The sequence below is a fragment of the Pseudomonas sp. YQ_6 genome, assembly GCF_043103245.1.
Lineage (GTDB): Bacteria > Pseudomonadota > Gammaproteobacteria > Pseudomonadales > Pseudomonadaceae > Aquipseudomonas > Aquipseudomonas alloputida.
Window position 1 is genome coordinate 15,665 of record NZ_JBICJR010000003.1, and the last position, 19,304, is coordinate 34,968.

Genomic DNA, 19,304 nt, shown 5'->3' on the forward strand with positions numbered 1-19,304 from the left:
GTGTGAGTCGTACTATGCTTTATTCATTGCGTATGTTTCTGCTGGCGCTGCATTTTCTGGCCGCTGGCGCCGTGGGCCTGATCATTGGTCTGTGCCGCCCCTTCAACCCTGACAACAGCCGCGTTTTCGCCCGGCTCTACAGTTTGCCGGCCACCTGGCTGATGCGCATCAAGGTAAAGGCCGAAGTCGGCCCATTGTGGGACCACCCGCCCGGCTGTGTGATCGTGGCCAACCACCAGTCCAACTTCGATCTGTTCGTGCTGGGCCAAGTGGTGCCGCAGCGCACCGTCGCCATCGGCAAGAAGAGCCTGGGCTGGATCCCGCTGTTCGGCCAACTGTTCTGGCTGGGCGGCAACGTGCTGGTCGACCGCAAGAATGCCTATCAGGCGCGCAGGGCCATACAGAAGACCACCCGGGTTCTGCAGGACGACACCTCGATCTGGATTTTCCCCGAAGGCACCCGCAATCCCGGCGAGCACTTGCTGGCGTTCAAGAAAGGCGCGTTTCACATGGCCATCGAGGCCGGTGTACCGATCGTGCCGGTCTGCGTCAGCCGCTATGCAAGGCGCCTGAGCCTGAACAGCTGGCGCCAGCGCACGGTGATTGTGCGCTCGCTGCCGCCCATTGCCACGACGGGCATGACGCTGCAGGACCTGCCAGCGCTGATCGAGCAATGCCGTGGGCAAATGCAGCAGTGCATTGACCGCATGGAAAAAGAACTGGCCTGATCCGGGGTTGCTCTGGAGCCGGGTACAGCCCAAGCTGTATCCGTGTTCAAACGAATAAGCGGACAACCATGGGTCGAGTCGTGGCATCGGCGGTGTACAGCGCCGGCAGGAAGGTCACCAACATCAGCATCGACGAAGGCAGCGAGTGGGCGCGCAAGCCGGGGCATTTCGTGTGGATCGGCCTGGAAGAGCCCAATGCCGAAGAGCTGGCCAACCTGCAGTCCCAGTTCAACCTGCACGAACTGGCCATCGAAGATGCCCTGGAAAAACACAGCCGACCCAAGCTGGAAACCTTCGGTGACGCGTTGTTCATCGTCACCTATTCGCCAGTGCGCCACGAAGGCAAACTGGAATTCATCGAAACCCATATCTTCGCTGGCAACGGCTACATCATCACCTGTCGCAACGGCCACTCCAAATCCTACGCCATGGTCCGCCAGCGCTGCGAGGCTCGGCCTCTGCTGCTGGAACATGGCGAAGACTTCGTGCTGTACGCCCTGCTCGACTTCGTCACCGAGAACTACCAGCCGGTCAGCGAGGCCATTCATGGCGAGATCGAAGCGCTGGAGGAAAGCGTACTGGGCGGCTCGCTGCAAGAAGACGACATCCGCCGCCTGCACAGCCTGCGCCGTGACATCCTGCGCCTGCGCCGCTACGTGGCACCTCTGGTTGAAGTGAGCGAAGAACTGCAGCGCCTGAGCTTCCCGTTCATCGACAAGAACATGCGCCCGTACTTTCGTGATGTGCAAATTCACGTGACGCGACAGATGGAAGACTTGGCCGGCATCCGCGACATTGCCAGCCAGACGATCGAGATCGGCATGCTGCTGGAGTCGTCACGGCAAAGCATCGTGCAGCGCAAATTCGCAGCCTGGGCGGCGATTCTGGCATTCCCTACCGCGATTGCCGGGGTTTACGGGATGAACTTCCAGAACATGCCAGAGCTGAGCTGGCACTACGGTTACTTCGCGGTACTGGGTGTGATTGCGACGGGGTGTGCCGGGTTGTATGCCAGCTTCAAGAAATCGGGTTGGCTTTGATGGCCTCTTCGCGGGCGCGCCCGCTCCCACAGGTTGCGCACAGTGCTTGAAATTGTGCATCACCTGTGGGAGCGGGCGTGCCCGCGAAGGGTTGCCACCGATTAAGCGGCGCTGTCGCTGGCCTTTGACGGCTGCTGGATAAAGCGCAACATCCACTCCCCTACCAAATCCCCCTGGTGCTCGGTGGTCAGGCTGGCGACAGCCTTGTGATACACCTCGTCACCCAGGTATTCCTGCCGCGCATCGAGCAGTGCGCGGGAGTAGTCATGCACGAATTCCGGGTGGCCCTGGAAGCACAGCACCTGGTCGCGAATGTGATACGCCGCATTCGGGCAGAAATCGCTGGAGGCGATCACCGTAGCGCCTTCCGGCAGTTCGGTCACCTGGTCCTGGTGACTGATCAGCAAGGTCAGCTCCGACACCTCCGGGTCCATCCACGGCGCATGCGCCGCCAACGAGTAGCGATGAATACCCACGCCCCAGCCTTGCTCAGCCCGCTCGGCCTTGCCACCCAGGGTCAAGGCCAGCAACTGGTGGCCAAAACACACGCCCAGCAGCTTTTCACCGCGCTCGTACAACTTGAGCAGGTAGGCCTTTAGCGTCTGGATCCACGGGTCGGTACCGAACGAATCGGCCTTGCTGCCCGTCACAAGGTAGGCATCGAACTTTTCACTGTCGGCGGGATAGTCGCCGTGCATCACGTTGTACACACAAAATTCGGCGGCAATCGGCTGACGCGAGAAGAGCTGCTCGAACATCCTGCCGTAGCCCTGATATTGCGCCGTCAACTCCGGTCGCAGGACATCGGTTTCAAGGATGCAGATGCGTAACGACATAGGGGTAGTCCTGAACGACATGGGTGGGAATCTGCTGTAGAGACTGCCGCGAAAGGCACGTACAAGCAAGTAGGCTGCACTGACGAACGGTCACATTTCGTCGGCGCCTGCCGGGTACTTGCGCCACTGTCTAGATAGAGCGTGCCAGCTAGATAGCACTTAGCCTCATAGCCAGAGGAATGGTTTTAGTGAACGGTTAGAACAAAGGGTTCTCAAATATGGATAACGCACACCCTACTGTTGAAGGTATATCCACTTTCAAGAGGCAAGCAGTCCGGCGCCATGCAACGCCGCTGCGATCGACCCGAAGCGCGACAAGGAAGCCAACGGGTATTCAGGAATAACAACAAGAAGGCGGTCCGCCATGTTCAGACAATCGAAAATTCGCCAAGCTGGGCTCATTTTATTTGCCACCACGTTGCTGTTGATCTTGCCGAACCTGACACGTTTGTTTGGCTGACTGCGGCGGTGGCGCCAACGGGCAACGCACAGGTAACCTGCTGGCCTTGATGGTCGGAGATTGCCTATGCGCCACTGCCTTGCCCTGCTAGCGTTGGTCCTGAGCCTGCCATTGTCGGCGGCGCAACTGCACCTTGAACTGGGCGCTACAACGCGCCAGTGGAGCAGCGTCGAACTGCTTGGCCACCCTGAGGCCCAGGACATCAGTATCGAGCAGGACGTATCCTACAAACGCCCCATGCACTATCGGGCGGTGCCGCTGGCCACGCTGCTGGAAGGGGTGAGCGCCCGCGATCACCTGCAGGCCGTGGCGCTGGATGGCTTTGCCGCCGAAATGCCCGCTGCGCAATTGCTGCAGCCAGGTCCAGCACGGGCCTGGTTGGCCGTGGAAGACCCAGGCAAGCCGTGGCCGCCACTGGGTCAAGGCAAGCCAAGTGCCGGGCCGTTCTACCTGGTATGGACTGCGCCGCAGGCCAGCGGGATCCGCCCTGAACAGTGGCCATTCCAGATCGCCACCCTTCGCAAGCTGGCCCCGGTGGATCAGCGGTTTCCTGCGCTGCTACCCGACCCGATGCTGCCGACCGACAGCCCGGTGCGTCAGGGCTTTGCCCTGTTCCAGCAGAATTGCCTGGTATGTCACCGGTTGAACGGTGCGGGAGATGGGCAGGTGGGGCCGGACTTGAATGTGCCGTATAACCCGACCGAGTATTTTCAGCCGGTTTATTTACGCAAGTTGATACGCGACCCGCAAAGCCTGCGGCAGTGGCCGCAGGCGAAGATGCCGGGGTTTGCCGAAAGTGTGTTGAGTGAACAGGAATTGGATGCGCTGCTGGCCTATTTGGGGCACATGGCAGCGCGTAAGCCTTGAGGGCCTCTTCGCGGGTTAACCCGCGAAGGGGCCAACACAAAACTGTCAGGCCGTGAGCCGTTCGTGCTTGACGCCCCACCCTTCCACCTCCCCCCCATACGGTGTCACCAACTGCTCGAAGGCCTCTTCAAAGTCGCCAATCCCGCCATGGGTGGCGTACATGACCTTGCTCAGTTCCAGGTGCCAGGCACCGTCGCCCAGCTCCTTCACCTGGGCATTGAGCGATTCCCCGCGAAACTGCCCGGCTGCACGACGGGCCCCTGCTTCGTCCGGGAATACGGCATAGAACTCGATAGGGTGGATCTGGGTGAAGTCGAAACCGCCTGCTTTCATCTGGCGCAGGACGTTGCTGCTGATATCGTCGTTCTGGCTGCTCATGAATCGTCCTCCTGAATAAAGCAATGGATAGACTTTCCGTGCACTACGCACCTGCCGGCAACGGCCGGGCAGTTCGAGCTGATGCAAGACGCGAATTATTGAGGCGGCGCCAACCCACAGAACAGGTAGGCCCTCCACCAGCGTAGCGCCTGCCAAGGCACCACGCAAACGTGTGGTTCAGGGTACTTCGTGAATGCTGGTGATGGTCACACCGCTATGCTCTTTGAGCCAGCGTGCGGTCGGGGAGATGATACGGTCCTGGAAGTCGTTGAGGTCCAGCTCGTCCATCACCGGAAACAGGTGTGAGCGGATGGCCCGCGCAACGTCTTCCTCGCTGGGGCAATGCTCGGCATGCAACAGCAATGTGGACGGTTCGCCCTTCTGGTCGGCAAAAATGACTTCCCACTCTTTCATTGAACGGACCCTCTCAGTCAACGAACACCAGGTGTGTGATGCCTGAATAACTGACCTTGGGGCGGGGATAATGTTCAGTCCGGGAAAATTGTGCGGGGCCCATTCGCAGGCTTGCCCGCGCCCACAGGGCCAGCACGAGGTTCGAACCCTGTGCAAGCCTGTGGAAGCGGGCAAGCCCGTGAATGGGCCGCAACGCGGCCCCGGTTTACTTCGGTGTGCCGTGCACTACGCCAGCGGTGTTATCCAGCAGGCTCTTGGTCGCCGTCTGGATATACGCTTCCAGCTTCTTGAGCATTTCCGGCTGGTCCGGGCTTTCGATCAGTTCGGCCTTGAACTCGCTGCCCAACTGGTAGCGGTACATCCGCGGGCTCATGTCCTTGGACTCGATCAGGATACGGTCACCCTGCACCAGCCCGACAATCTGCTCGCTGCCCGACGGCTTGATCATGCCCACGCCTTGGTCACCCTCGGGCAGGTTGAGCAGGTCACGCCCCCAGCACTGGTGGCGAGCCTTGCCACCCAGGCGGCCCATGATGGTCGGCACGATGTCGACCTGGGTACCCACGGTGTGGTTCACCGCACCGAATTTCTCCTGAATGCCCGGGGCAATCAGCAGCAGCGGCACGTTGAAGCGGCCCAGGTCCAGCTCGGTAACCTGCTGGTGGTTGCCAAAGCCATGGTCACCGACGATGACGAACAGGGTGTCCTTGAAGTAAGGCTCCTTACGCGCCTTCTCGAAGAACTGGCCCAGCGCCCAGTCCGAATAACGCATGGCGGTCAGGTGCTCGTCCAGACGGCCCTGGCCGGTAACCTTCTCTACCGGCAAGTCCTTCGGCAGGGCATACGGCGTGTGGTTGGACAGCGTCTGCAGCAGCGCGTAGATCGGCTTCTTGCCATCGTGCTTGGCCAGCTCTTCGTTGCCGCGGTCGAACATGTCCTGGTCGGATACACCCCAGGTCGGGTCGGAGAACACCGGGTTGACGAAGTCATTACGACCGATGAAGGTGGTCATCCCCTGGTTGCCGAAGAACCCGGACTGGTTGTCCCAGGCAAAGTCGCCGTTGTAGACGTACACGTCGTCGTAGTCACGGGCGCTGAGCAGGGCCGGCAGGCCCGACAGCTTATGGCCGCCTTCCGGGGTCTGCATCAGGTATTCGAAACCTGGCAGGTTGGGGAAGCAGGCCATGGTGGCGAACATGCCCTGGTGGGTATGGGTGCCGTTGGAGAAGAAGCGGTCGAACAGCAGGCCTTCTTTGGCCAGCTTGTCGAAGTACGGGGTGATGTTGTTGGGGCTGCCCAGCGCACCTACCGAGTGGCCGGCGAAGCTTTCCATCAGGATCACCACCACGTTCTTGATCGGCAGGGTACGGTCAGCTGGCGGCACAAAGTCGCGGCGGATGGCGGCTTCGTCGGCGTCGACCAGTGTATCGTGGGCGGTCAGCAGTTGCTCACGCACACTTTGCGTGGCCACGTCCTGCTGCAGGACTGGCTTCCAGATGTTGGCACGGTCCTCGCCAAAGCGGCTCTTGGCGGCGTCGATCAGGGTCAGGGTGCCGTTCAGGCCCAGCTGGTTGACGAAGTTGGAGTCAGTGGTAAAGGCATCACCCCAGCGCATCGGTGGGCCCTGGCGCAGGGTGCCACGGGCAGCGGCCACGGCCACCAGCAAGATCACCATGAATACCGCCAGGCGCTTGTACCACGGGGCAACGCGGTGCAGGCCTTCGGCGCGGGTAGCGCGATCGATACCTTTGAACAGCAGGCTCAGCAGCCAGGTACCGAAGGCCCAGGCCAGCAGGTAGCGGACCACCGGGAAACCGTACCAGAGCATGCTCATGACGGTTTTCGGGTCTTCCTTGATGTACTGGAACACCAGGCCGTTGAGGCGCTGGTGGAACTCGCGGTAGAAGTCCATTTCCATCAGGCCGAGGAACATCACCACGCTCGAAGCGAGGGTCAGCCAGAAACGGAACACGCCACGCCGGGCCATGGCCCAGGGGCTGAGCATGGCCAGCAGCAGTGGGATGCTGATGTACACCACCACCCGCAGGTCGAAGCGCAAGCCGTTGAGGAAGCCTTCGGCGACCGTCGAATAAGGGGTATCGCCGACCATGTCGTTGTTGTAGGCCAGCAGCGCCAGGCGCACCAGGCTGAGCATCAGCATGATCACCAGGCCACTGAGCAGCGTGTAGGCCAGGTGGGATTTCAGGGTCGGCGAAAATGACGTTCGCGCGCCCTGTTGCTTCAAGGCGTCGGAGTTAGCCATGAATGGGAAGGTCCTAGGATTGCGGTTTGCGAAGAGGCGATGGCGCTAGGCCAACGCAGCATTATGCGGGTGCGGATTCTCTTTAAACCAATGTGAAAATTTTGTCACGGCCCCATTACTGGCTATGTCAGTACCGCGCCTAGAGCCGCACATTTCCCCGCGGCCCGGCAATCGCCCAGATCACCAGCCCCACCACCGGCAGCAAGGCGATCAACAAGATCCACAACACCTTGATGCCCACCTCGCTGCCACTCTTGATCACGTTGAGAATGGCCCAGATATCCAGCGCCAGAATGATCAGCCCGACCAGGCTGTTGAAGGTAGATCCCATATCTGAATTCCTGTCCAGAGGCTTTGCTGCACAGCATAGTCAGCTATCGCGCCAATAGAAGGGAATCCTTGGCGGATGTCGCAGGTCCCTCGGTAGACTGACTGCATTCACTGATTCGAGGTTCGCATGCCGCCCACCCACAGCCAAAGCGCCGCCCCATCTTCACTGCTGCAGGCCTGGCGCCAGCAGGTTACCGATACTCCCTGGCTCAGCGCCGGCCTTGGGCTGAGCCTGCTGGCGGTGTGCGTGCTGCTGGCCGCCAGCCTCTGGAACGCGGTGAACGGCGACCATGCCGACAACCTGCACCTGGCCATGCTGGGCGGGTTGTCCGGCTTTGGCGCCACCGCACTGGGCGCCGTGCTGGCGGTAGTACTGCGCGATGTCAACGCGCGTACCCAGGATGTGATGCTGGGCTTTGCTGCCGGCATGATGCTGGCCGCCAGCTCGTTTTCGCTGATTCTGCCGGGCCTGGAGGCTGCCCGCGAGATCACGGGCAACGGCCCGGCCGCTGCGTTTACCGTGGTGCTGGGCATGAGCCTGGGTGTGCTGCTGATGCTGGGCCTGGACCGCTTCACCCCGCATGAACACGAAAGCACCGGCCCGTGCGGGCCCGAAGCCGAGCGCATCAGCCGGGTGTGGCTGTTCGTGCTGGCGATCACCCTGCACAACCTGCCTGAAGGCATGGCGATTGGCGTGAGCTTTGCCAATGGTGACATGAACATCGGCCTACCGCTGACCAGTGCCATCGCCATCCAGGACATCCCCGAGGGGCTGGCCGTGGCACTGGCCTTGCGCGCCACCGGGCTTTCTAACCTGAAGGCCGCGTTGGTGGCGATAGGGTCGGGCCTGATGGAGCCGCTAGGGGCGGTGATCGGGCTGGGTATTTCTACCGGCTTTGCCCTCGCCTACCCGATCAGCATGGGGCTGGCGGCGGGGGCGATGATCTTTGTGGTCAGCCACGAGGTGATCCCCGAAACCCACCGCAACGGGCACCAGACAGCGGCGACCTTGGGGTTGATGGGCGGGTTTGCGGTGATGATGTTTCTCGATACCGCGCTGGGCTGAGGCTGAACACCGGCCTGGTGTCGCGAAAGGGCCGCGAAGCGGCCCCGGCATTATTTGCATCGACGCTGAAATCCCGGGGCTGCTGTGCAGCCCTTTCGCGACACAAGGCCGCTCCCACAGGGACTGCGCCAGGCTTTAGATGTGGACGGCGACTTTCAGGGCTTCCAGCGCCGGTTCGACCTTGATGCCCAGCGCTGCCCCCAGCTCCATTACCCGTGCCAGGTCCTGCTGCCCCACCATGACCATCTGCAGCTCGTCATCGAGCAACTGGCTGAAGTTGAGCAGCACATAACCACCCGCCTCCTTGTTCAGCGCGCCCATCTGTACCTGGATACGGTTGAGCGCGGTCAGTGGCTCGGTACGGGCCAGTTGCTTGGGCTTGAGGGTAAACGGCACGCTGTTGTCGAACGAGTCGCTGATCTGCTGGAACAGCTCCAGATAGCTGTCGGCCTGGAACACCACGGTATCCGGCAGGCTGCCCAGCACCACCCATTCGCCCAAAGGAATCGGGAAAGTGTCGTCGTAGTTGATGTCGGGGTTGGCGGCCAGAAAGGCGACAGGGTCGGCGTAGGCTTGGGCGGCCTCGTCGGCGATACGCTCGATGTCTGCCTCACGCATGCAGCCGGCGCCAATGAGGCTGATGAATTCGAGCAACTGAGTTTTCATGAAAGGGGGCCTGCGACGGGTGAAAAGTCGCCAAGGATAGCCGCAAATGCCCCCCGGCGGTTAGCCGGCCAGCGCTTGCAAGCGCGCGGCGGTGTCTGCTGCGCCCATGGTTTGCGCCGCCATCAGGGCAGTGATGCCGCGGGCATCCTGGTGCGCCGGGTTGGCCCCTTGTGCCAGCAGGTAGTCGAGGATTTCGCTGCGATTGAACATGGCCGCCAACATCAGCGCGGTGCGACCGTCCTGCGCGGCGGCATCCACCGGCACGCCATGCTCCACCAGCAGGCGAATCATCGCCAGGTCCCCTTTGAACGCAGCACCGGCAATCGGCAGCTGGCCGTTGTCGTTGGCAATCAGCGGATCGGCACCTTGCGCCAGCAGCACCCGCACCGCCTCGTGGTGGCCGTGGTAGCTGGCCAGCATCAGCAAGGTATCGCCCTTGTGATTACGCAGGTTGGCCGGCAGGCCGCTGGCAAGCAGGCGCCAGAGCATGTCGGCGTCGCCCTGACGGGCACGTTCGAACACCTGCTCGGCGAACGCAGCGGTTTCGTCGTCGGTCATTGTGGCAGGTGCGGCTTGGCTGGACATAGGGAACCTCCTGGCATAATTGATGGCCCAAGTGTTCGTCAGGCATGCCATTGCGGTCAAAGGTTCAGATTCTATAAGGCCGATAGGCAAACCCTGACCCGTGCAAAATGCACTGTGCAAAATGCACGACCGTGCAGCCTGCACGATGCCGCTTCTGCAAATTCACCGTAACTGACTGTTTTTACTAGATTTTTTGCCAACCAGGATTCTGGCACGGTCACTGCAACCATCAACTCATGTCTGCCACACACCAGCCAGGAGTTGATATGGACCTCATCCAGCAAAAGTTCGCATCGGTATTTTCGGCCTATCAGGTGAATACCAAAGCCCGGCCCGATGGCGGTGTACTGCTTACCCTGCGCGCAGCGGATGGCAAGGTTACCCGCCGGGTGCTGACCTATGGGCAATTGCACAGTGCCGAACAGCTGTCCTGGGCGATCAGTGCCATCCGTCGTGATCTGGCTGAAGAGGCCAGTGAGTTGCCGGTCATCTCGATGCTGCAGAGCCAGCAGCGGTTTGCCTTGCCGACGTACCGCTGAGGGGTGTATTGCCTGAACTGGCCTCTTCGCGGGTAAACCCGCTCCTACATTGACTGCGCGATGCCTAAGGGCGGCGCAACCAATGTAGGAGCGGGTTCACCCGCGAAGAGGCCGGCAATGCCATTACAACTCGTCGATCCCCAGAAACGCCCGCGCCGTCACATCCCCGGTAAACCGCGCCTGCATGCCCTGCTCGCTGCCATACAAGCGCAACGCCAGGCAAAACGGTGTATCACCCAACTCAACCCAACGCCGCGTCCCGGCCGGCACCAGCAGCTGGTCACCCTTCTCGCACAGCACCGAATACACCCAGTCCCCCAGCCGCAGGCCAACCTGCGCCCGCCCGCTGACCACGGCGAACAGCTCGTCGGCATCATGCACATGCTCATCACGCACATCGACCTGGGCCGGGTCTTCACCGTCGCGGTTGAGCAGCGCGAAGGCCTTGCTGCCATGCGCCGTCATCAACTCATCCAGGTACACGCGGCAAACATCCAGCACCTCGTCCTGGGCCGTGCCCGGGCGCACCCGCAGGCCAGGGTCGGCATGCACAAAGCGCACGCCCTGCTCGGCCAACGTAGCGGCGATGTCGTCGTGGTGAGTCAGCACCTTGTTCGGCAGTGCCGGGCTGGCGGGGTGGAAAACGCTGAGAATGCTCATCAGGGGCGGGTCCTGGTCGGTTGCGAACAAAGGGCAATGATAACGGCTGCGGCCAAGGCTGCGGCACTGGCCATACCAAAGGTGAAGGTGGGGCCCAGCAGCTTCCAGCTGTAGCCTGAGTACAGCGCCCCCAGCGCACCGCCGGTCCCCGACAGCGCTGCGTAAAGCGCCTGGCCCTGGCCCTGCTGGCGAGCGCCGAAGCTGGCCTGGACGAAGGCGATGCTGGCGGCGTGGAAGCAGCCGAAGGTGGCCGCGTGCAGCAGCTGGGCGAAGATCAGTACTGCCGGCTCCTGCGCCAGGTTACCTAGCAGCAGCCAGCGCAATGCCGCCAGCAGGAAGCTGACCAACAACACGCGCTGCACGCTGAAACGGGCGAACAGGCGGCTCATGACCATGAACATCAGCACCTCGGCCACCACCCCAAGCGCCCATAGAAGGCCGATGGCACCGCGCGTATAGCCCAAGTGCTCCAGGTGCAGGGTAAGGAAGGTGTAATAGGGCCCGTGACTGAGCTGCATCAAGGCCACGCACGCGTAGAACGCGATCACCCCCGGGGCACGCAACTGCTGCAGAAAGCCCCCCGTGCCGCTGCGCCCACCCTGCTCCACCGGCTGGGCATTGGGCACCCACAGGCTGGCGGCGACGATACCGGCCATGATCGTGACCAGCGCCACCGGGTAGATGTCCAGGCTCAACCATTCGAACAAGCGGCCCAGGCCAACCACGGTGAGGATGAAACCGATCGAACCCCACAGACGTACCTGGCTGTAGCGCGACGTCTGCCCGTGCAGGTGGGCCAGGGTGATGACCTCGAATTGCGGCAGCACCGCATGCCAGAAGAACGCGTGCAGGGCCATCACCAGCGCCAGCCAGGCGTAGCTTTTGCCGAAGAAGATCAGGGCGAAGGTGGCCAGGGTGCACAACGCGCCAAGGCGGACGATCAACAGCCGCTGGCCCGTGCGATCGCCCAGCCAGCCCCACAGGTTGGGGGCGACGCAGCGCATCAGCATGGGGATGGCCACCAGCTCGCCGATGCGCGCCGGGGAAAAGCCCAGGTGGTCGAAGTACAGCGCCAGGAAAGGTGCGGTGGAGCCCAGCAGGGCGAAGTAGAACAGGTAGAAGCTGGACAGGCGCCAGTAGGGGATGGGTTGCATGGGGTGGCCTTGTGGGGACCTGGGCCGGCCTCTTCGCGGGTGAACCCGCGCCTACGCGGATCCACCCTGTCACTGCACCTGAGGGCAGTGATATCCCAATGTAGGAGCGGGTTTACCCGCGAAGAGGCCGGTGCAGTTGGATCAGCGCTGGCCCAGCACCGGGGTATTCACTTGCACATCGGCATTCTGCGCACGGTGGCGCAGCAGGTGGTCCATCAACGCGATGGCCATCATCGCCTCGGCAATCGGCGTGGCACGGATGCCCACGCACGGGTCGTGGCGGCCTTTGGTGATGACGTCCACCGGGTTGCCATCGACATCGATCGAGCGGCCCGGGGTGGTGATGCTGGAAGTGGGCTTCAGTGCCAGGTGGGCAACGATCGGCTGGCCCGAGGAAATACCGCCCAGAATGCCGCCCGCGTTATTGCTGAGGAAGCCTTCCGGGGTCAGCTCGTCCCGGTGCTCGGTGCCGCGCTGGGCCACACTGGCGAAGCCGGCGCCGATTTCCACGCCCTTGACCGCATTGATGCTCATCAGCGCATGGGCCAGCTCTGCATCCAGGCGGTCGAAGATCGGTTCGCCCAGCCCGGGCATCACGCCTTCTGCGACCACGGTGATTTTTGCGCCCACCGAATCCTGGTCTCGGCGCAGCTGGTCCATGTAGGCTTCCAGCTCAGGTACTTTGTCCGGATCGGGGCTGAAGAAGGCGTTCTGCTCCACCGACTCCCAGGTTTTGAACGGGATTTCGATCGGGCCCAGCTGGCTCATGTAGCCACGCACGGTGATGCCCTGGGTGGCCAGGAACTTCTTGGCGATAGCGCCGGCGGCCACGCGCATGGCGGTTTCACGGGCAGAGCTGCGGCCGCCGCCGCGGTAGTCGCGGATACCGTACTTGTGGTGGTAGGTATAGTCGGCGTGGGCCGGGCGGAACAGGTCCTTGATGGCCGAGTAGTCCTTGGACTTCTGGTCGGTGTTGCGGATCAGCAGGCCGATCGAGCAACCGGTGGTGCGGCCTTCGAACACGCCGGAAAGGATTTCCACCTCGTCGGCTTCCTGGCGCTGGGTGGTGTGCCGGCTGGTGCCGGGCTTGCGCCGGTCAAGGTCGTGCTGCAGGTCGGCGAGGGAAATTTCCAGGCCCGGAGGGCATCCATCGACAATGGCGACCAACGCCGGGCCATGGCTCTCGCCAGCGGTGGTGACAGTGAACAGCTTGCCGTAGGTATTGCCGGACATGGACGCTCCGCGAAATCTGCCAGAAATGGGTGAAAGCGGCAGTATACAGATGCTTTGATCGCCTGTGCGGGCCTCTTCGCGGGCATGCCCGCTCCCACAGGATCACCACAGAACCGAATGCTGTGAAATACCTGTGGGAGCGGGCGTGCCCGCGAAAGGGCCGAGCCTGCCATTCGCTTCCCAGAACCTTCCCGCAAACAGTGGGTCAAACCCACATCTCCCCATGTAGTACCGCATGATGTCGCGCCTCGTCGCCTTGCTCTTCCTGCTGTGCACTGGCCTGGCCCAGGCCGCCGCCCCCACTGTACTGCAACGCCCGATCGACCTGGACACCGGCCAGGGCGTGCTGCACGGCAGCCTGCTGCTGCCGCAACAGGCCACCCCGCCGCCAGTGGTGCTGATCATCGCCGGCTCCGGCCCCACCGACCGTGACGGCAACAACCCGGCGTCGGGCCGGGTCGACAACCTCAAGCGCCTGGCCCTGCTGCTGGCCAACGAACACATTGCCAGCGTGCGTTACGACAAACGCGGGGTGGCCGCCAGCCAGCCGGCCACGCCTGACGAGCGTGACCTCAGCGTGGAGCGCTACGTGGCCGATGTGGTCGCCTGGAGCCACAAGCTCAAAGCCGACCCGCGCTTCGGCCCGCTGATCCTGATTGGCCACAGCGAAGGCGCACTGATTGCCAGCCTGGCCGCCGAGCAGGCTGGCGCCAGCGCAGTCATCACCCTGGCCGGCAGCGGCCGGCCGTTGGCCGAGGTGCTGCACGAACAACTGGCCCAGCGCCTGCCGCCCGCGCAACTGGCCAGTGGCAGCGCCCTGCTCGACCGCCTGCAGGCCGGGCAGACCAGCCTGGATGTGCCAGCGCCGCTGCGCCAGGTGTTTCGCCCCAGCGTGCAGCCGTACCTGATTTCGCTGTTCCAGCAAAACCCGGCAGCAGCCTTTGCCCGCCTGCCCATGCCCGCGCTGATCGTGCAGGGGCGCAACGACGTGCAGGTGGACGTGGCCGACGCCCAACGGCTGAAAGCGGCCAAGCCAGATGCACAACTGGTCCTGATCGATGGCATGAACCACATGCTGCGCATCAGCCCCAAGGGCATGAGCCAGCAGCGCGACAGCTACCTCAACCCCGAGCTGCCGCTGGCGCGCGAGCTGGGCGAGCGAATTGTGACGTTCATCCAGCATTTGCCTTCGGCGTAAGTCAAACAGGCTCAGGTCTCAGCCATGCCTGCCGATACAGCAGGCATAGCTGAGGACAAGCCCTGATGACCACCTCCCCCACCGCCGTCGAGCCGGCCGAAGAACCCCAGGAAATCCCCGCCCTGCCCTGGGCCGAGCTGACCGCCGAGCATTTCCAGCTGCTGCGCCTGGCAGCACTGCCGACCGACCGCAGCACCGGTGCACGGCCGCTGCGTTTTGTGCAGTTCGGCTATGCCGAGCGCCATGACAAGGCACACAGCCTGCTGCGCATGGAAATCCAGTTGCCTGGGCAGAAAGTGCACAAAGAGCAGAACCGCCTGGACATCCGCGTCGACCATGCCGAGCGCCTGGTGCGTATTGGCAATGAACATGGCCTGCAACTGGAACCGGTGAACCGTGGCATCGGCCGTTTCATGCTGGCCCAGGCCGCACAGTGGTTGCAGCGCAAGTGGTCGCACTACCGGGTGGAAGGCATGGCGCTGCCGAGCAAGGACGCCCTGAACGAGGACTCACGCCTTCGCCGTGACCAGTGCTTGCGCGGGGTGGGTATCGAGGTGCAGTACGAGGACAGCCAGCACCTGAAGGGCCGCACCGCGGATATGACGGTGGGCCAGCTCAAGGCCGCCTGGAGCAGCGAGCGCCTGCAGCGGGTGGAGATTCTGGATGCCGCCAACCTGCTGCAGCAGGCCGACCAGCAACTGCAGGAAAAGGAAGGGCAACTGCGCGAGCGGGATGAGCGCGTGGCCAAATACCAGCGCGAAGACGGCGGATTGCGTTTCACCATTACCTGCCTGGTGGCGTTTACCGTGTTCCAGGCAGGGCTGTTGATCTGGATTGCAACCCGCTAAGACCGCATCAGCCGGTGGAGATTGGGGCTGCAAAGCAGCCCCAAATAGCCTAAACGCGGGCCTTGAACAATTCCTGATGCTGGCGGCACTGCTCGGCGGTGAGCATGAACACCCCATGCCCGCCACGCTCGAATTCCAGCCAGGCAAAGTCCACCTCGGGGTACAACGCCTCGACATGCACCTGGCTGTTGCCCACTTCAACAATCAGCAAACCCTTCTCGGTCAGGTGGTCAGCCGCTTCGGCCAGCATCCGCCGTACCAGGTCCAGGCCGTCGCTGCCGCAGGCCAGGCCTAGTTCGGGCTCATGGTGGTACTCGGCCGGCATGTCGTCGAAGTCTTCGGCGTCGACATACGGCGGGTTGGACAGGATCAGGTCGAAACGCTGCCCCGGCAAACCGCCAAAGCCATCGCCCTGCACGGTGTACACGCGCCCGTCCAGGCCATGGCGCTCGATGTTCTGGTTGGCCACTTCAAGGGCCTGGAACGACAGGTCGGCCAACACCACCTCGGCCTCCGGGAACACATCGGCGGCGACGATGCCGATGCAGCCCGACCCCGTGCACAGGTCCAGAATGCGCGCCGGCTCGCTGGCCAGCCACGGCTCGAAACGTTTTTCGATCAGCTGGCCAATGGGCGAACGCGGCACCAGCACCCGCTCGTCGACGATGAACGACATGCCGCAGAACCAGGCCTCGCCCAGCAGGTAGGCGGCCGGTACACGCTCTTCGATACGGCGCTTGAGCAGGTGCTGAAGGCGTACTCGCTCGTCGTCCTCGAGCATGCAGTCCAGATAGCTGTCGGCCACCTCCCACGGCAGGTGCACCGCACCCAGCACCAGCAGGCGGGCTTCGTCCCAGGCGTTGTCGGCACCGTGACCGAAGAACAGGTCATGCTCGTGGAAGCGGCTGACCGCCCAGCGGATGTAGTCGCGCAGCGTGCGCAGACGGGATGTGATCACGGGGTACTCCTATTTTCAGACCGGACAAAAGTCTAACAGCCCCACCCACACATTTGTTCCTTTGCCTTGCCCAAAGGCTAGCCACAGGCCAGTAACCACGCCGCTTGCGTTGTCAACCATTCCCATTGGCGCCAAGGCAGGGGAGAATAGGTATACAAAAGCCCTATCCAAGGAGCCCTTGATGTCCGTTCCAACCACGATGTTTCGCCTCACTGGCCGCGACTATCCGCCGGCCAAGCTGAGCCACGCCAGCCTGATCATCATCGATGCACAAAAGGAGTACCTCAGTGGTCCCCTGAAGCTGTCGGGCATGGACGAGGCCGTGGCCAACATCGCCAGGTTGCTCGACGCCGCCCGTAAGAGCGGCCGTCCGATCATCCATGTTCGCCACCTGGGCACTGTTGGTGGCCGCTTCGACCCCCAGGGGCCGGCTGGCCAGTTCATTCCGGGGCTGGAGCCGCTGGAAGGTGAAATCGTCATCGAAAAACGCATGCCCAACGCGTTCAAGAACACCAAGCTGCACGAGACATTGCAGGAGCTGGGCCACCTGGACCTGATCGTCTGTGGTTTCATGAGCCATTCCAGCGTCAGCACCACCGTTCGCCGCGCCAAGGACTATGGTTATCGGTGCACCCTGGTAGAAGACGCGTCGGCCACCCGCGACCTGGCATTCAAGGACGGCGTCATTCCGGCCGCGCAGATTCACCAGTGCGAAATGGCCGTGATGGCTGACAACTTCGCTTGCGTCGCACCCACCGCCAGCCTGATCTGAGCGGCTTGCAGGACCGCCCGGCAGCCGGGCGGAACCCGATGGGCAGCAGCAGGTCGAATTCCGGATATCCACCGAGGAGAGCGGAATGAAGCTTAAAGGCAGTTTCGACGCCAAGCGCCTGCGCCCGCGCGAACCGCGTAACTGGGGCGCCCGCCTGGCGGCCGGCCTGTCGGCCCTGCTGGCGACGCTGGGCGTACTGCTGGCCATGGCCGGCGTCGCCGGCCTGCTGGGCAACTACCCTGCCCTGCAGGAACTCAACGCCAACAAACCGTTGTCCAGCATCCTCACCGTGGCTGGCTTGTTGTTGCTGTGGCTGGGTGTGCGCTTCTGGCGGCGCAGCCGTATCCGTTTGCGCCGCGGGCGGGAGCTTAACCTGTCGCCGCACCTGATGAAGAAGCACGATTGATGGTTTTGCGTAACCTGTGCGGGCCTCTTCGCGGGTAAACCCGCTCCTACAGGTACCCCGCCGCCTTCAGGCTCTGTGACATCCCCGTAGGAGCGGGTTTACCCGCGAAGAGGCCCGCACAGGCTGCACACGGCCCCACAGTCGCGTAAACTACGCCGCCTACGTGGAGGCATCATGCAAGACGACGATTTTTCCCTGTTCAAGGCCGAAGTGCGCGGCGTAAAGCCGATCCGCCACGACCGTGCCGACGTCGGCAAGCCCAAGGCCGACCGCCAGAAGCTGGCCGGCCTGCGCCAGGCGGCGACCGTGCGCAGTGACAAGGCTTTGGTCATCGATGGCATGTCCGACCAGTTCGTCATCGACGTAGGCGCCGAAGACGAGCTGATGTGGCGCCGCGATGGCGTACAGGAAGGCCAACTGCGCAAGCTGAAGCTGGGGCAGATTCCATTCGAGGGCAGCCTCGACCTGCACGGCATGACGGTGGAAAAGGCCCGCGAAACCTTGTGGGACTTCATCGCCGAAGCCACCAAACTGGAGGTGCGCTGCGTGCGGGTGACCCACGGCAAGGCCGCACGCCTGGACGGCAAGCGCCCGATGATCAAAAGCCACGTCAACACCTGGCTGCGCCAGCACCCGCAAGTGCTCGGTTTTGCCTCGTGCAGTGCCCGCCACGGCGGCACCGGCGCGGTGTATGTGATGCTGAAGCGAACCATGCTCGAAGGCCGCGACGAGTAACGCCGCGCTTGCAGCGCCGCCCTCACCGCCGTACCCTTCGTTTTTGCGATTTTTTCCCACAGGTAGATCCATGTCCCTGGAACAGAACTACACCGAGATCCTCAGCCAGATTGGCGAGGACGTCTCCCGTGAGGGCCTGCTCGACACGCCCAAGCGGGCTGCAAAGGCGATGAAGTACCTTTGCCGCGGTTATGAGCAAACACTGGAAGAAGTCACCAACAACGCTTTGTTCAGCTCTGACAACAGCGAAATGGTGCTGGTCCGGGACATCGAGCTGTATTCGATGTGCGAACACCACATGCTGCCGTTCATTGGCAAGGCACACGTTGCCTACCTGCCGAAGGGCAAGGTACTGGGCCTGTCGAAGGTGGCACGTATCGTCGACATGTACGCCCGCCGCCTGCAGATCCAGGAAAACCTCAGCCGCCAGATCGCCGAAGCCGTGCAGCAGGTAACCGGTGCCGCGGGTGTGGCCGTGGTGGTCGAAGCCAAGCACATGTGCATGATGATGCGCGGTGTCGAGAAGCAGAATTCGACCATGATCACCTCGGTGATGCTGGGTGAGTTCCGCGACAACGCCGCCACCCGTAGCGAGTTCCTCAGCCTGATCAAGTGATTGGTTGCTGACCCCGAGCCGACCCTTCAGGGTCGGCTTTTGCATTTCAGGAGTTGCCCATGATCGTCAAAGCCCTGCGGGTTGGCCTCGGCCAGCTCATCGTCTTCGGTGACTGGATCAGCCGCCCGGCCAAGCGCAAGCGCGACCCCGCCGCCCAGGCCCGCATCGAGCAAGCGGCCAAGGGGCTGGCGCTGTACCAGTTCCACGCCTGCCCGTTCTGCGTCAAAACCCGCCGCACCCTGCACCGTTTGAACGTGCCGGTGGCGCTGCGCGATGCCAAGAACGACCCGGTGCACCGCCAGGCCCTGCAAGAAGGTGGCGGCCGGGTGAAAGTGCCATGCCTGCGCATTGAAGAAGCCGGCAAGGTGACCTGGATGTATGAGTCCAAGGCGATCATCGCTTACCTGGATGAGCGGTTTGCCGCCATCTGACTGACGCTGCAGATCCCTTGTGGGAGCGGGCGAGCCCGCGAAGCAGGCACTGCGGTGGTTGGCACGGGCTGCGCCCGTGTTCGCGGGCACGCCCGCTCCCACAAGGATTGCGCAAGCGCCT

General features: G+C 62.7%; 23 protein-coding genes. 12 read left to right on the top strand and 11 right to left on the bottom strand.

Annotated elements, in window-relative coordinates; all coding sequences use genetic code 11:
- Positions 1-14: 14 nt before the first annotated feature.
- Together ACF8FG_RS00610 and ACF8FG_RS00615 are read left to right on the top strand one after the other, a co-directional pair.
- Complete coding sequence (locus ACF8FG_RS00610; protein ID WP_014591968.1) at positions 15-728, top strand: 1-acyl-sn-glycerol-3-phosphate acyltransferase; 714 nt, start codon at positions 15-17, stop codon at positions 726-728.
- A gap of 68 nt (positions 729-796) precedes the next feature.
- Positions 797-1,768 (top strand): magnesium and cobalt transport protein CorA, encoded by a 972-nt coding sequence (locus ACF8FG_RS00615; RefSeq protein WP_119713396.1) that lies wholly within the window; start codon positions 797-799, stop codon positions 1,766-1,768.
- Positions 1,769-1,869: 101 nt separating this feature from the next.
- On the opposite strand, the gene ACF8FG_RS00620 is transcribed toward ACF8FG_RS00615, so the two are convergent.
- Positions 1,870-2,604 (bottom strand): amidotransferase, encoded by a 735-nt coding sequence (locus tag ACF8FG_RS00620; RefSeq protein ID WP_119713395.1) that lies wholly within the window; start codon positions 2,602-2,604, stop codon positions 1,870-1,872.
- Between the two features lie 526 nt (positions 2,605-3,130).
- On the opposite strand from ACF8FG_RS00620, the gene ACF8FG_RS00625 reads away from it, so the two are divergent.
- Positions 3,131-3,931: a cytochrome c gene (locus ACF8FG_RS00625; protein WP_119713394.1), complete on the top strand. Its 801-nt coding sequence runs from the start codon at positions 3,131-3,133 to the stop codon at positions 3,929-3,931.
- A 45-nt stretch (positions 3,932-3,976) separates the two neighbouring features.
- Here ACF8FG_RS00625 and ACF8FG_RS00630 read toward each other — a convergent pair whose 3' ends face one another.
- The 4 genes from ACF8FG_RS00630 to ACF8FG_RS00645 all read right to left on the bottom strand — a co-directional run bounded on the left by ACF8FG_RS00630 (position 3,977) and on the right by ACF8FG_RS00645 (position 7,317).
- The gene (locus ACF8FG_RS00630; protein WP_003252824.1) at positions 3,977-4,309 is read right to left on the bottom strand and encodes a ribonuclease E inhibitor RraB; all 333 of its coding nucleotides are present in this window, start codon (positions 4,307-4,309) and stop codon (positions 3,977-3,979) included.
- A gap of 177 nt (positions 4,310-4,486) precedes the next feature.
- Positions 4,487-4,723, bottom strand: a complete 237-nt coding sequence (locus tag ACF8FG_RS00635; RefSeq protein WP_003252823.1) for a hypothetical protein — start codon at positions 4,721-4,723, stop codon at positions 4,487-4,489.
- 205 nt (positions 4,724-4,928) lie between these two features.
- Positions 4,929-6,986 (bottom strand): LTA synthase family protein, encoded by a 2,058-nt coding sequence (locus tag ACF8FG_RS00640; RefSeq protein ID WP_134698040.1) that lies wholly within the window; start codon positions 6,984-6,986, stop codon positions 4,929-4,931.
- Positions 6,987-7,125: 139 nt separating this feature from the next.
- On the bottom strand, positions 7,126-7,317 hold the full coding sequence (locus tag ACF8FG_RS00645; RefSeq protein ID WP_003252818.1) for a PLDc N-terminal domain-containing protein: 192 nt from the start codon (positions 7,315-7,317) through the stop codon (positions 7,126-7,128).
- Positions 7,318-7,443: 126 nt separating this feature from the next.
- On the opposite strand from ACF8FG_RS00645, the gene ACF8FG_RS00650 reads away from it, so the two are divergent.
- Positions 7,444-8,382, top strand: a complete 939-nt coding sequence (locus ACF8FG_RS00650) for a ZIP family metal transporter (protein WP_019437678.1) — start codon at positions 7,444-7,446, stop codon at positions 8,380-8,382.
- 135 nt (positions 8,383-8,517) lie between these two features.
- Here ACF8FG_RS00650 and ACF8FG_RS00655 read toward each other — a convergent pair whose 3' ends face one another.
- The gene (locus tag ACF8FG_RS00655; RefSeq protein WP_134698042.1) at positions 8,518-9,048 is read right to left on the bottom strand and encodes a hypothetical protein; all 531 of its coding nucleotides are present in this window, start codon (positions 9,046-9,048) and stop codon (positions 8,518-8,520) included.
- Positions 9,049-9,108: 60 nt separating this feature from the next.
- The gene (locus tag ACF8FG_RS00660) at positions 9,109-9,633 is read right to left on the bottom strand and encodes an ankyrin repeat domain-containing protein (RefSeq protein ID WP_144179991.1); all 525 of its coding nucleotides are present in this window, start codon (positions 9,631-9,633) and stop codon (positions 9,109-9,111) included.
- 266 nt (positions 9,634-9,899) lie between these two features.
- On the opposite strand from ACF8FG_RS00660, the gene ACF8FG_RS00665 reads away from it, so the two are divergent.
- Positions 9,900-10,172: a DUF3509 domain-containing protein gene (locus ACF8FG_RS00665; protein WP_003252809.1), complete on the top strand. Its 273-nt coding sequence runs from the start codon at positions 9,900-9,902 to the stop codon at positions 10,170-10,172.
- Between the two features lie 123 nt (positions 10,173-10,295).
- Here the strand turns inward: ACF8FG_RS00665 and ACF8FG_RS00670 are convergent, their stop codons facing one another.
- The 3 genes from ACF8FG_RS00670 to aroC all read right to left on the bottom strand — a co-directional run bounded on the left by ACF8FG_RS00670 (position 10,296) and on the right by aroC (position 13,219).
- Complete coding sequence (locus ACF8FG_RS00670; protein ID WP_014591975.1) at positions 10,296-10,832, bottom strand: oxidase; 537 nt, start codon at positions 10,830-10,832, stop codon at positions 10,296-10,298.
- Positions 10,832-11,986 (bottom strand): MFS transporter, encoded by a 1,155-nt coding sequence (locus tag ACF8FG_RS00675; protein ID WP_004577081.1) that lies wholly within the window; start codon positions 11,984-11,986, stop codon positions 10,832-10,834. The genes ACF8FG_RS00670 and ACF8FG_RS00675 overlap by 1 nt, the downstream gene beginning before the upstream one ends.
- 141 nt (positions 11,987-12,127) lie before the next feature.
- Entirely contained in the window at positions 12,128-13,219 is a 1,092-nt protein-coding gene (gene aroC, locus ACF8FG_RS00680; protein WP_003252803.1) for a chorismate synthase, read from the bottom strand.
- A gap of 235 nt (positions 13,220-13,454) precedes the next feature.
- On the opposite strand from aroC, the gene ACF8FG_RS00685 reads away from it, so the two are divergent.
- Together ACF8FG_RS00685 and ACF8FG_RS00690 are read left to right on the top strand one after the other, a co-directional pair.
- Positions 13,455-14,417 (top strand): alpha/beta hydrolase, encoded by a 963-nt coding sequence (locus tag ACF8FG_RS00685; protein ID WP_070384193.1) that lies wholly within the window; start codon positions 13,455-13,457, stop codon positions 14,415-14,417.
- 65 nt (positions 14,418-14,482) lie between these two features.
- Positions 14,483-15,265, top strand: coding sequence for a hypothetical protein (locus ACF8FG_RS00690; RefSeq protein WP_014591977.1), 783 nt, complete (start codon positions 14,483-14,485; stop codon positions 15,263-15,265).
- Between the two features lie 49 nt (positions 15,266-15,314).
- Here ACF8FG_RS00690 and prmB read toward each other — a convergent pair whose 3' ends face one another.
- Positions 15,315-16,223, bottom strand: coding sequence for a 50S ribosomal protein L3 N(5)-glutamine methyltransferase (gene prmB / locus ACF8FG_RS00695; protein ID WP_003252797.1), 909 nt, complete (start codon positions 16,221-16,223; stop codon positions 15,315-15,317).
- Between the two features lie 181 nt (positions 16,224-16,404).
- On the opposite strand from prmB, the gene ACF8FG_RS00700 reads away from it, so the two are divergent.
- From ACF8FG_RS00700 to ACF8FG_RS00720, 5 genes are all read left to right on the top strand, one after another.
- On the top strand, positions 16,405-16,995 hold the full coding sequence (locus tag ACF8FG_RS00700) for a cysteine hydrolase family protein (RefSeq protein WP_003252796.1): 591 nt from the start codon (positions 16,405-16,407) through the stop codon (positions 16,993-16,995).
- Between the two features lie 85 nt (positions 16,996-17,080).
- A complete protein-coding gene (locus ACF8FG_RS00705; RefSeq protein ID WP_004577080.1) occupies positions 17,081-17,401 on the top strand; it encodes a hypothetical protein in 321 nt (106 codons plus the stop codon).
- A gap of 174 nt (positions 17,402-17,575) precedes the next feature.
- Positions 17,576-18,136, top strand: a complete 561-nt coding sequence (locus ACF8FG_RS00710) for a Smr/MutS family protein (RefSeq protein WP_019437969.1) — start codon at positions 17,576-17,578, stop codon at positions 18,134-18,136.
- 70 nt (positions 18,137-18,206) lie between these two features.
- Positions 18,207-18,752, top strand: coding sequence for a GTP cyclohydrolase I FolE (gene folE / locus ACF8FG_RS00715; RefSeq protein WP_003252789.1), 546 nt, complete (start codon positions 18,207-18,209; stop codon positions 18,750-18,752).
- Positions 18,753-18,811: 59 nt separating this feature from the next.
- Positions 18,812-19,183 (top strand): glutaredoxin, encoded by a 372-nt coding sequence (locus ACF8FG_RS00720; protein WP_014591979.1) that lies wholly within the window; start codon positions 18,812-18,814, stop codon positions 19,181-19,183.
- Positions 19,184-19,304 lie beyond the last annotated feature (121 nt).

Excerpts from the sequence above, each read along its gene's own strand:
- folE (WP_003252789.1), top strand. The coding sequence starts at position 18,207 with ATGTCCCTGGAACAGAACTACACCGAGATCCTCAGCCAGATTGGCGAG.
- ACF8FG_RS00700 (WP_003252796.1), top strand. The coding sequence starts at position 16,405 with ATGTCCGTTCCAACCACGATGTTTCGCCTCACTGGCCGCGACTATCCG.
- ACF8FG_RS00665 (WP_003252809.1), top strand. The coding sequence starts at position 9,900 with ATGGACCTCATCCAGCAAAAGTTCGCATCGGTATTTTCGGCCTATCAG.
- ACF8FG_RS00675 (WP_004577081.1), bottom strand. The coding sequence starts at position 11,986 with ATGCAACCCATCCCCTACTGGCGCCTGTCCAGCTTCTACCTGTTCTAC.
- ACF8FG_RS00650 (WP_019437678.1), top strand. The coding sequence starts at position 7,444 with ATGCCGCCCACCCACAGCCAAAGCGCCGCCCCATCTTCACTGCTGCAG.
- ACF8FG_RS00640 (WP_134698040.1), bottom strand. The coding sequence starts at position 6,986 with ATGGCTAACTCCGACGCCTTGAAGCAACAGGGCGCGCGAACGTCATTT.
- ACF8FG_RS00615 (WP_119713396.1), top strand. The coding sequence starts at position 797 with ATGGGTCGAGTCGTGGCATCGGCGGTGTACAGCGCCGGCAGGAAGGTC.
- ACF8FG_RS00690 (WP_014591977.1), top strand. The coding sequence starts at position 14,483 with ATGACCACCTCCCCCACCGCCGTCGAGCCGGCCGAAGAACCCCAGGAA.
- ACF8FG_RS00620 (WP_119713395.1), bottom strand. The coding sequence starts at position 2,604 with ATGTCGTTACGCATCTGCATCCTTGAAACCGATGTCCTGCGACCGGAG.
- aroC (WP_003252803.1), bottom strand. The coding sequence starts at position 13,219 with ATGTCCGGCAATACCTACGGCAAGCTGTTCACTGTCACCACCGCTGGC.
- ACF8FG_RS00645 (WP_003252818.1), bottom strand. The coding sequence starts at position 7,317 with ATGGGATCTACCTTCAACAGCCTGGTCGGGCTGATCATTCTGGCGCTG.
- ACF8FG_RS00685 (WP_070384193.1), top strand. The coding sequence starts at position 13,455 with ATGATGTCGCGCCTCGTCGCCTTGCTCTTCCTGCTGTGCACTGGCCTG.
- ACF8FG_RS00635 (WP_003252823.1), bottom strand. The coding sequence starts at position 4,723 with ATGAAAGAGTGGGAAGTCATTTTTGCCGACCAGAAGGGCGAACCGTCC.
- ACF8FG_RS00710 (WP_019437969.1), top strand. The coding sequence starts at position 17,576 with ATGCAAGACGACGATTTTTCCCTGTTCAAGGCCGAAGTGCGCGGCGTA.
- ACF8FG_RS00705 (WP_004577080.1), top strand. The coding sequence starts at position 17,081 with ATGAAGCTTAAAGGCAGTTTCGACGCCAAGCGCCTGCGCCCGCGCGAA.
- ACF8FG_RS00630 (WP_003252824.1), bottom strand. The coding sequence starts at position 4,309 with ATGAGCAGCCAGAACGACGATATCAGCAGCAACGTCCTGCGCCAGATG.
- ACF8FG_RS00625 (WP_119713394.1), top strand. The coding sequence starts at position 3,131 with ATGCGCCACTGCCTTGCCCTGCTAGCGTTGGTCCTGAGCCTGCCATTG.
- ACF8FG_RS00720 (WP_014591979.1), top strand. The coding sequence starts at position 18,812 with ATGATCGTCAAAGCCCTGCGGGTTGGCCTCGGCCAGCTCATCGTCTTC.
- ACF8FG_RS00670 (WP_014591975.1), bottom strand. The coding sequence starts at position 10,832 with ATGAGCATTCTCAGCGTTTTCCACCCCGCCAGCCCGGCACTGCCGAAC.
- ACF8FG_RS00610 (WP_014591968.1), top strand. The coding sequence starts at position 15 with ATGCTTTATTCATTGCGTATGTTTCTGCTGGCGCTGCATTTTCTGGCC.
- ACF8FG_RS00660 (WP_144179991.1), bottom strand. The coding sequence starts at position 9,633 with ATGTCCAGCCAAGCCGCACCTGCCACAATGACCGACGACGAAACCGCT.
- ACF8FG_RS00655 (WP_134698042.1), bottom strand. The coding sequence starts at position 9,048 with ATGAAAACTCAGTTGCTCGAATTCATCAGCCTCATTGGCGCCGGCTGC.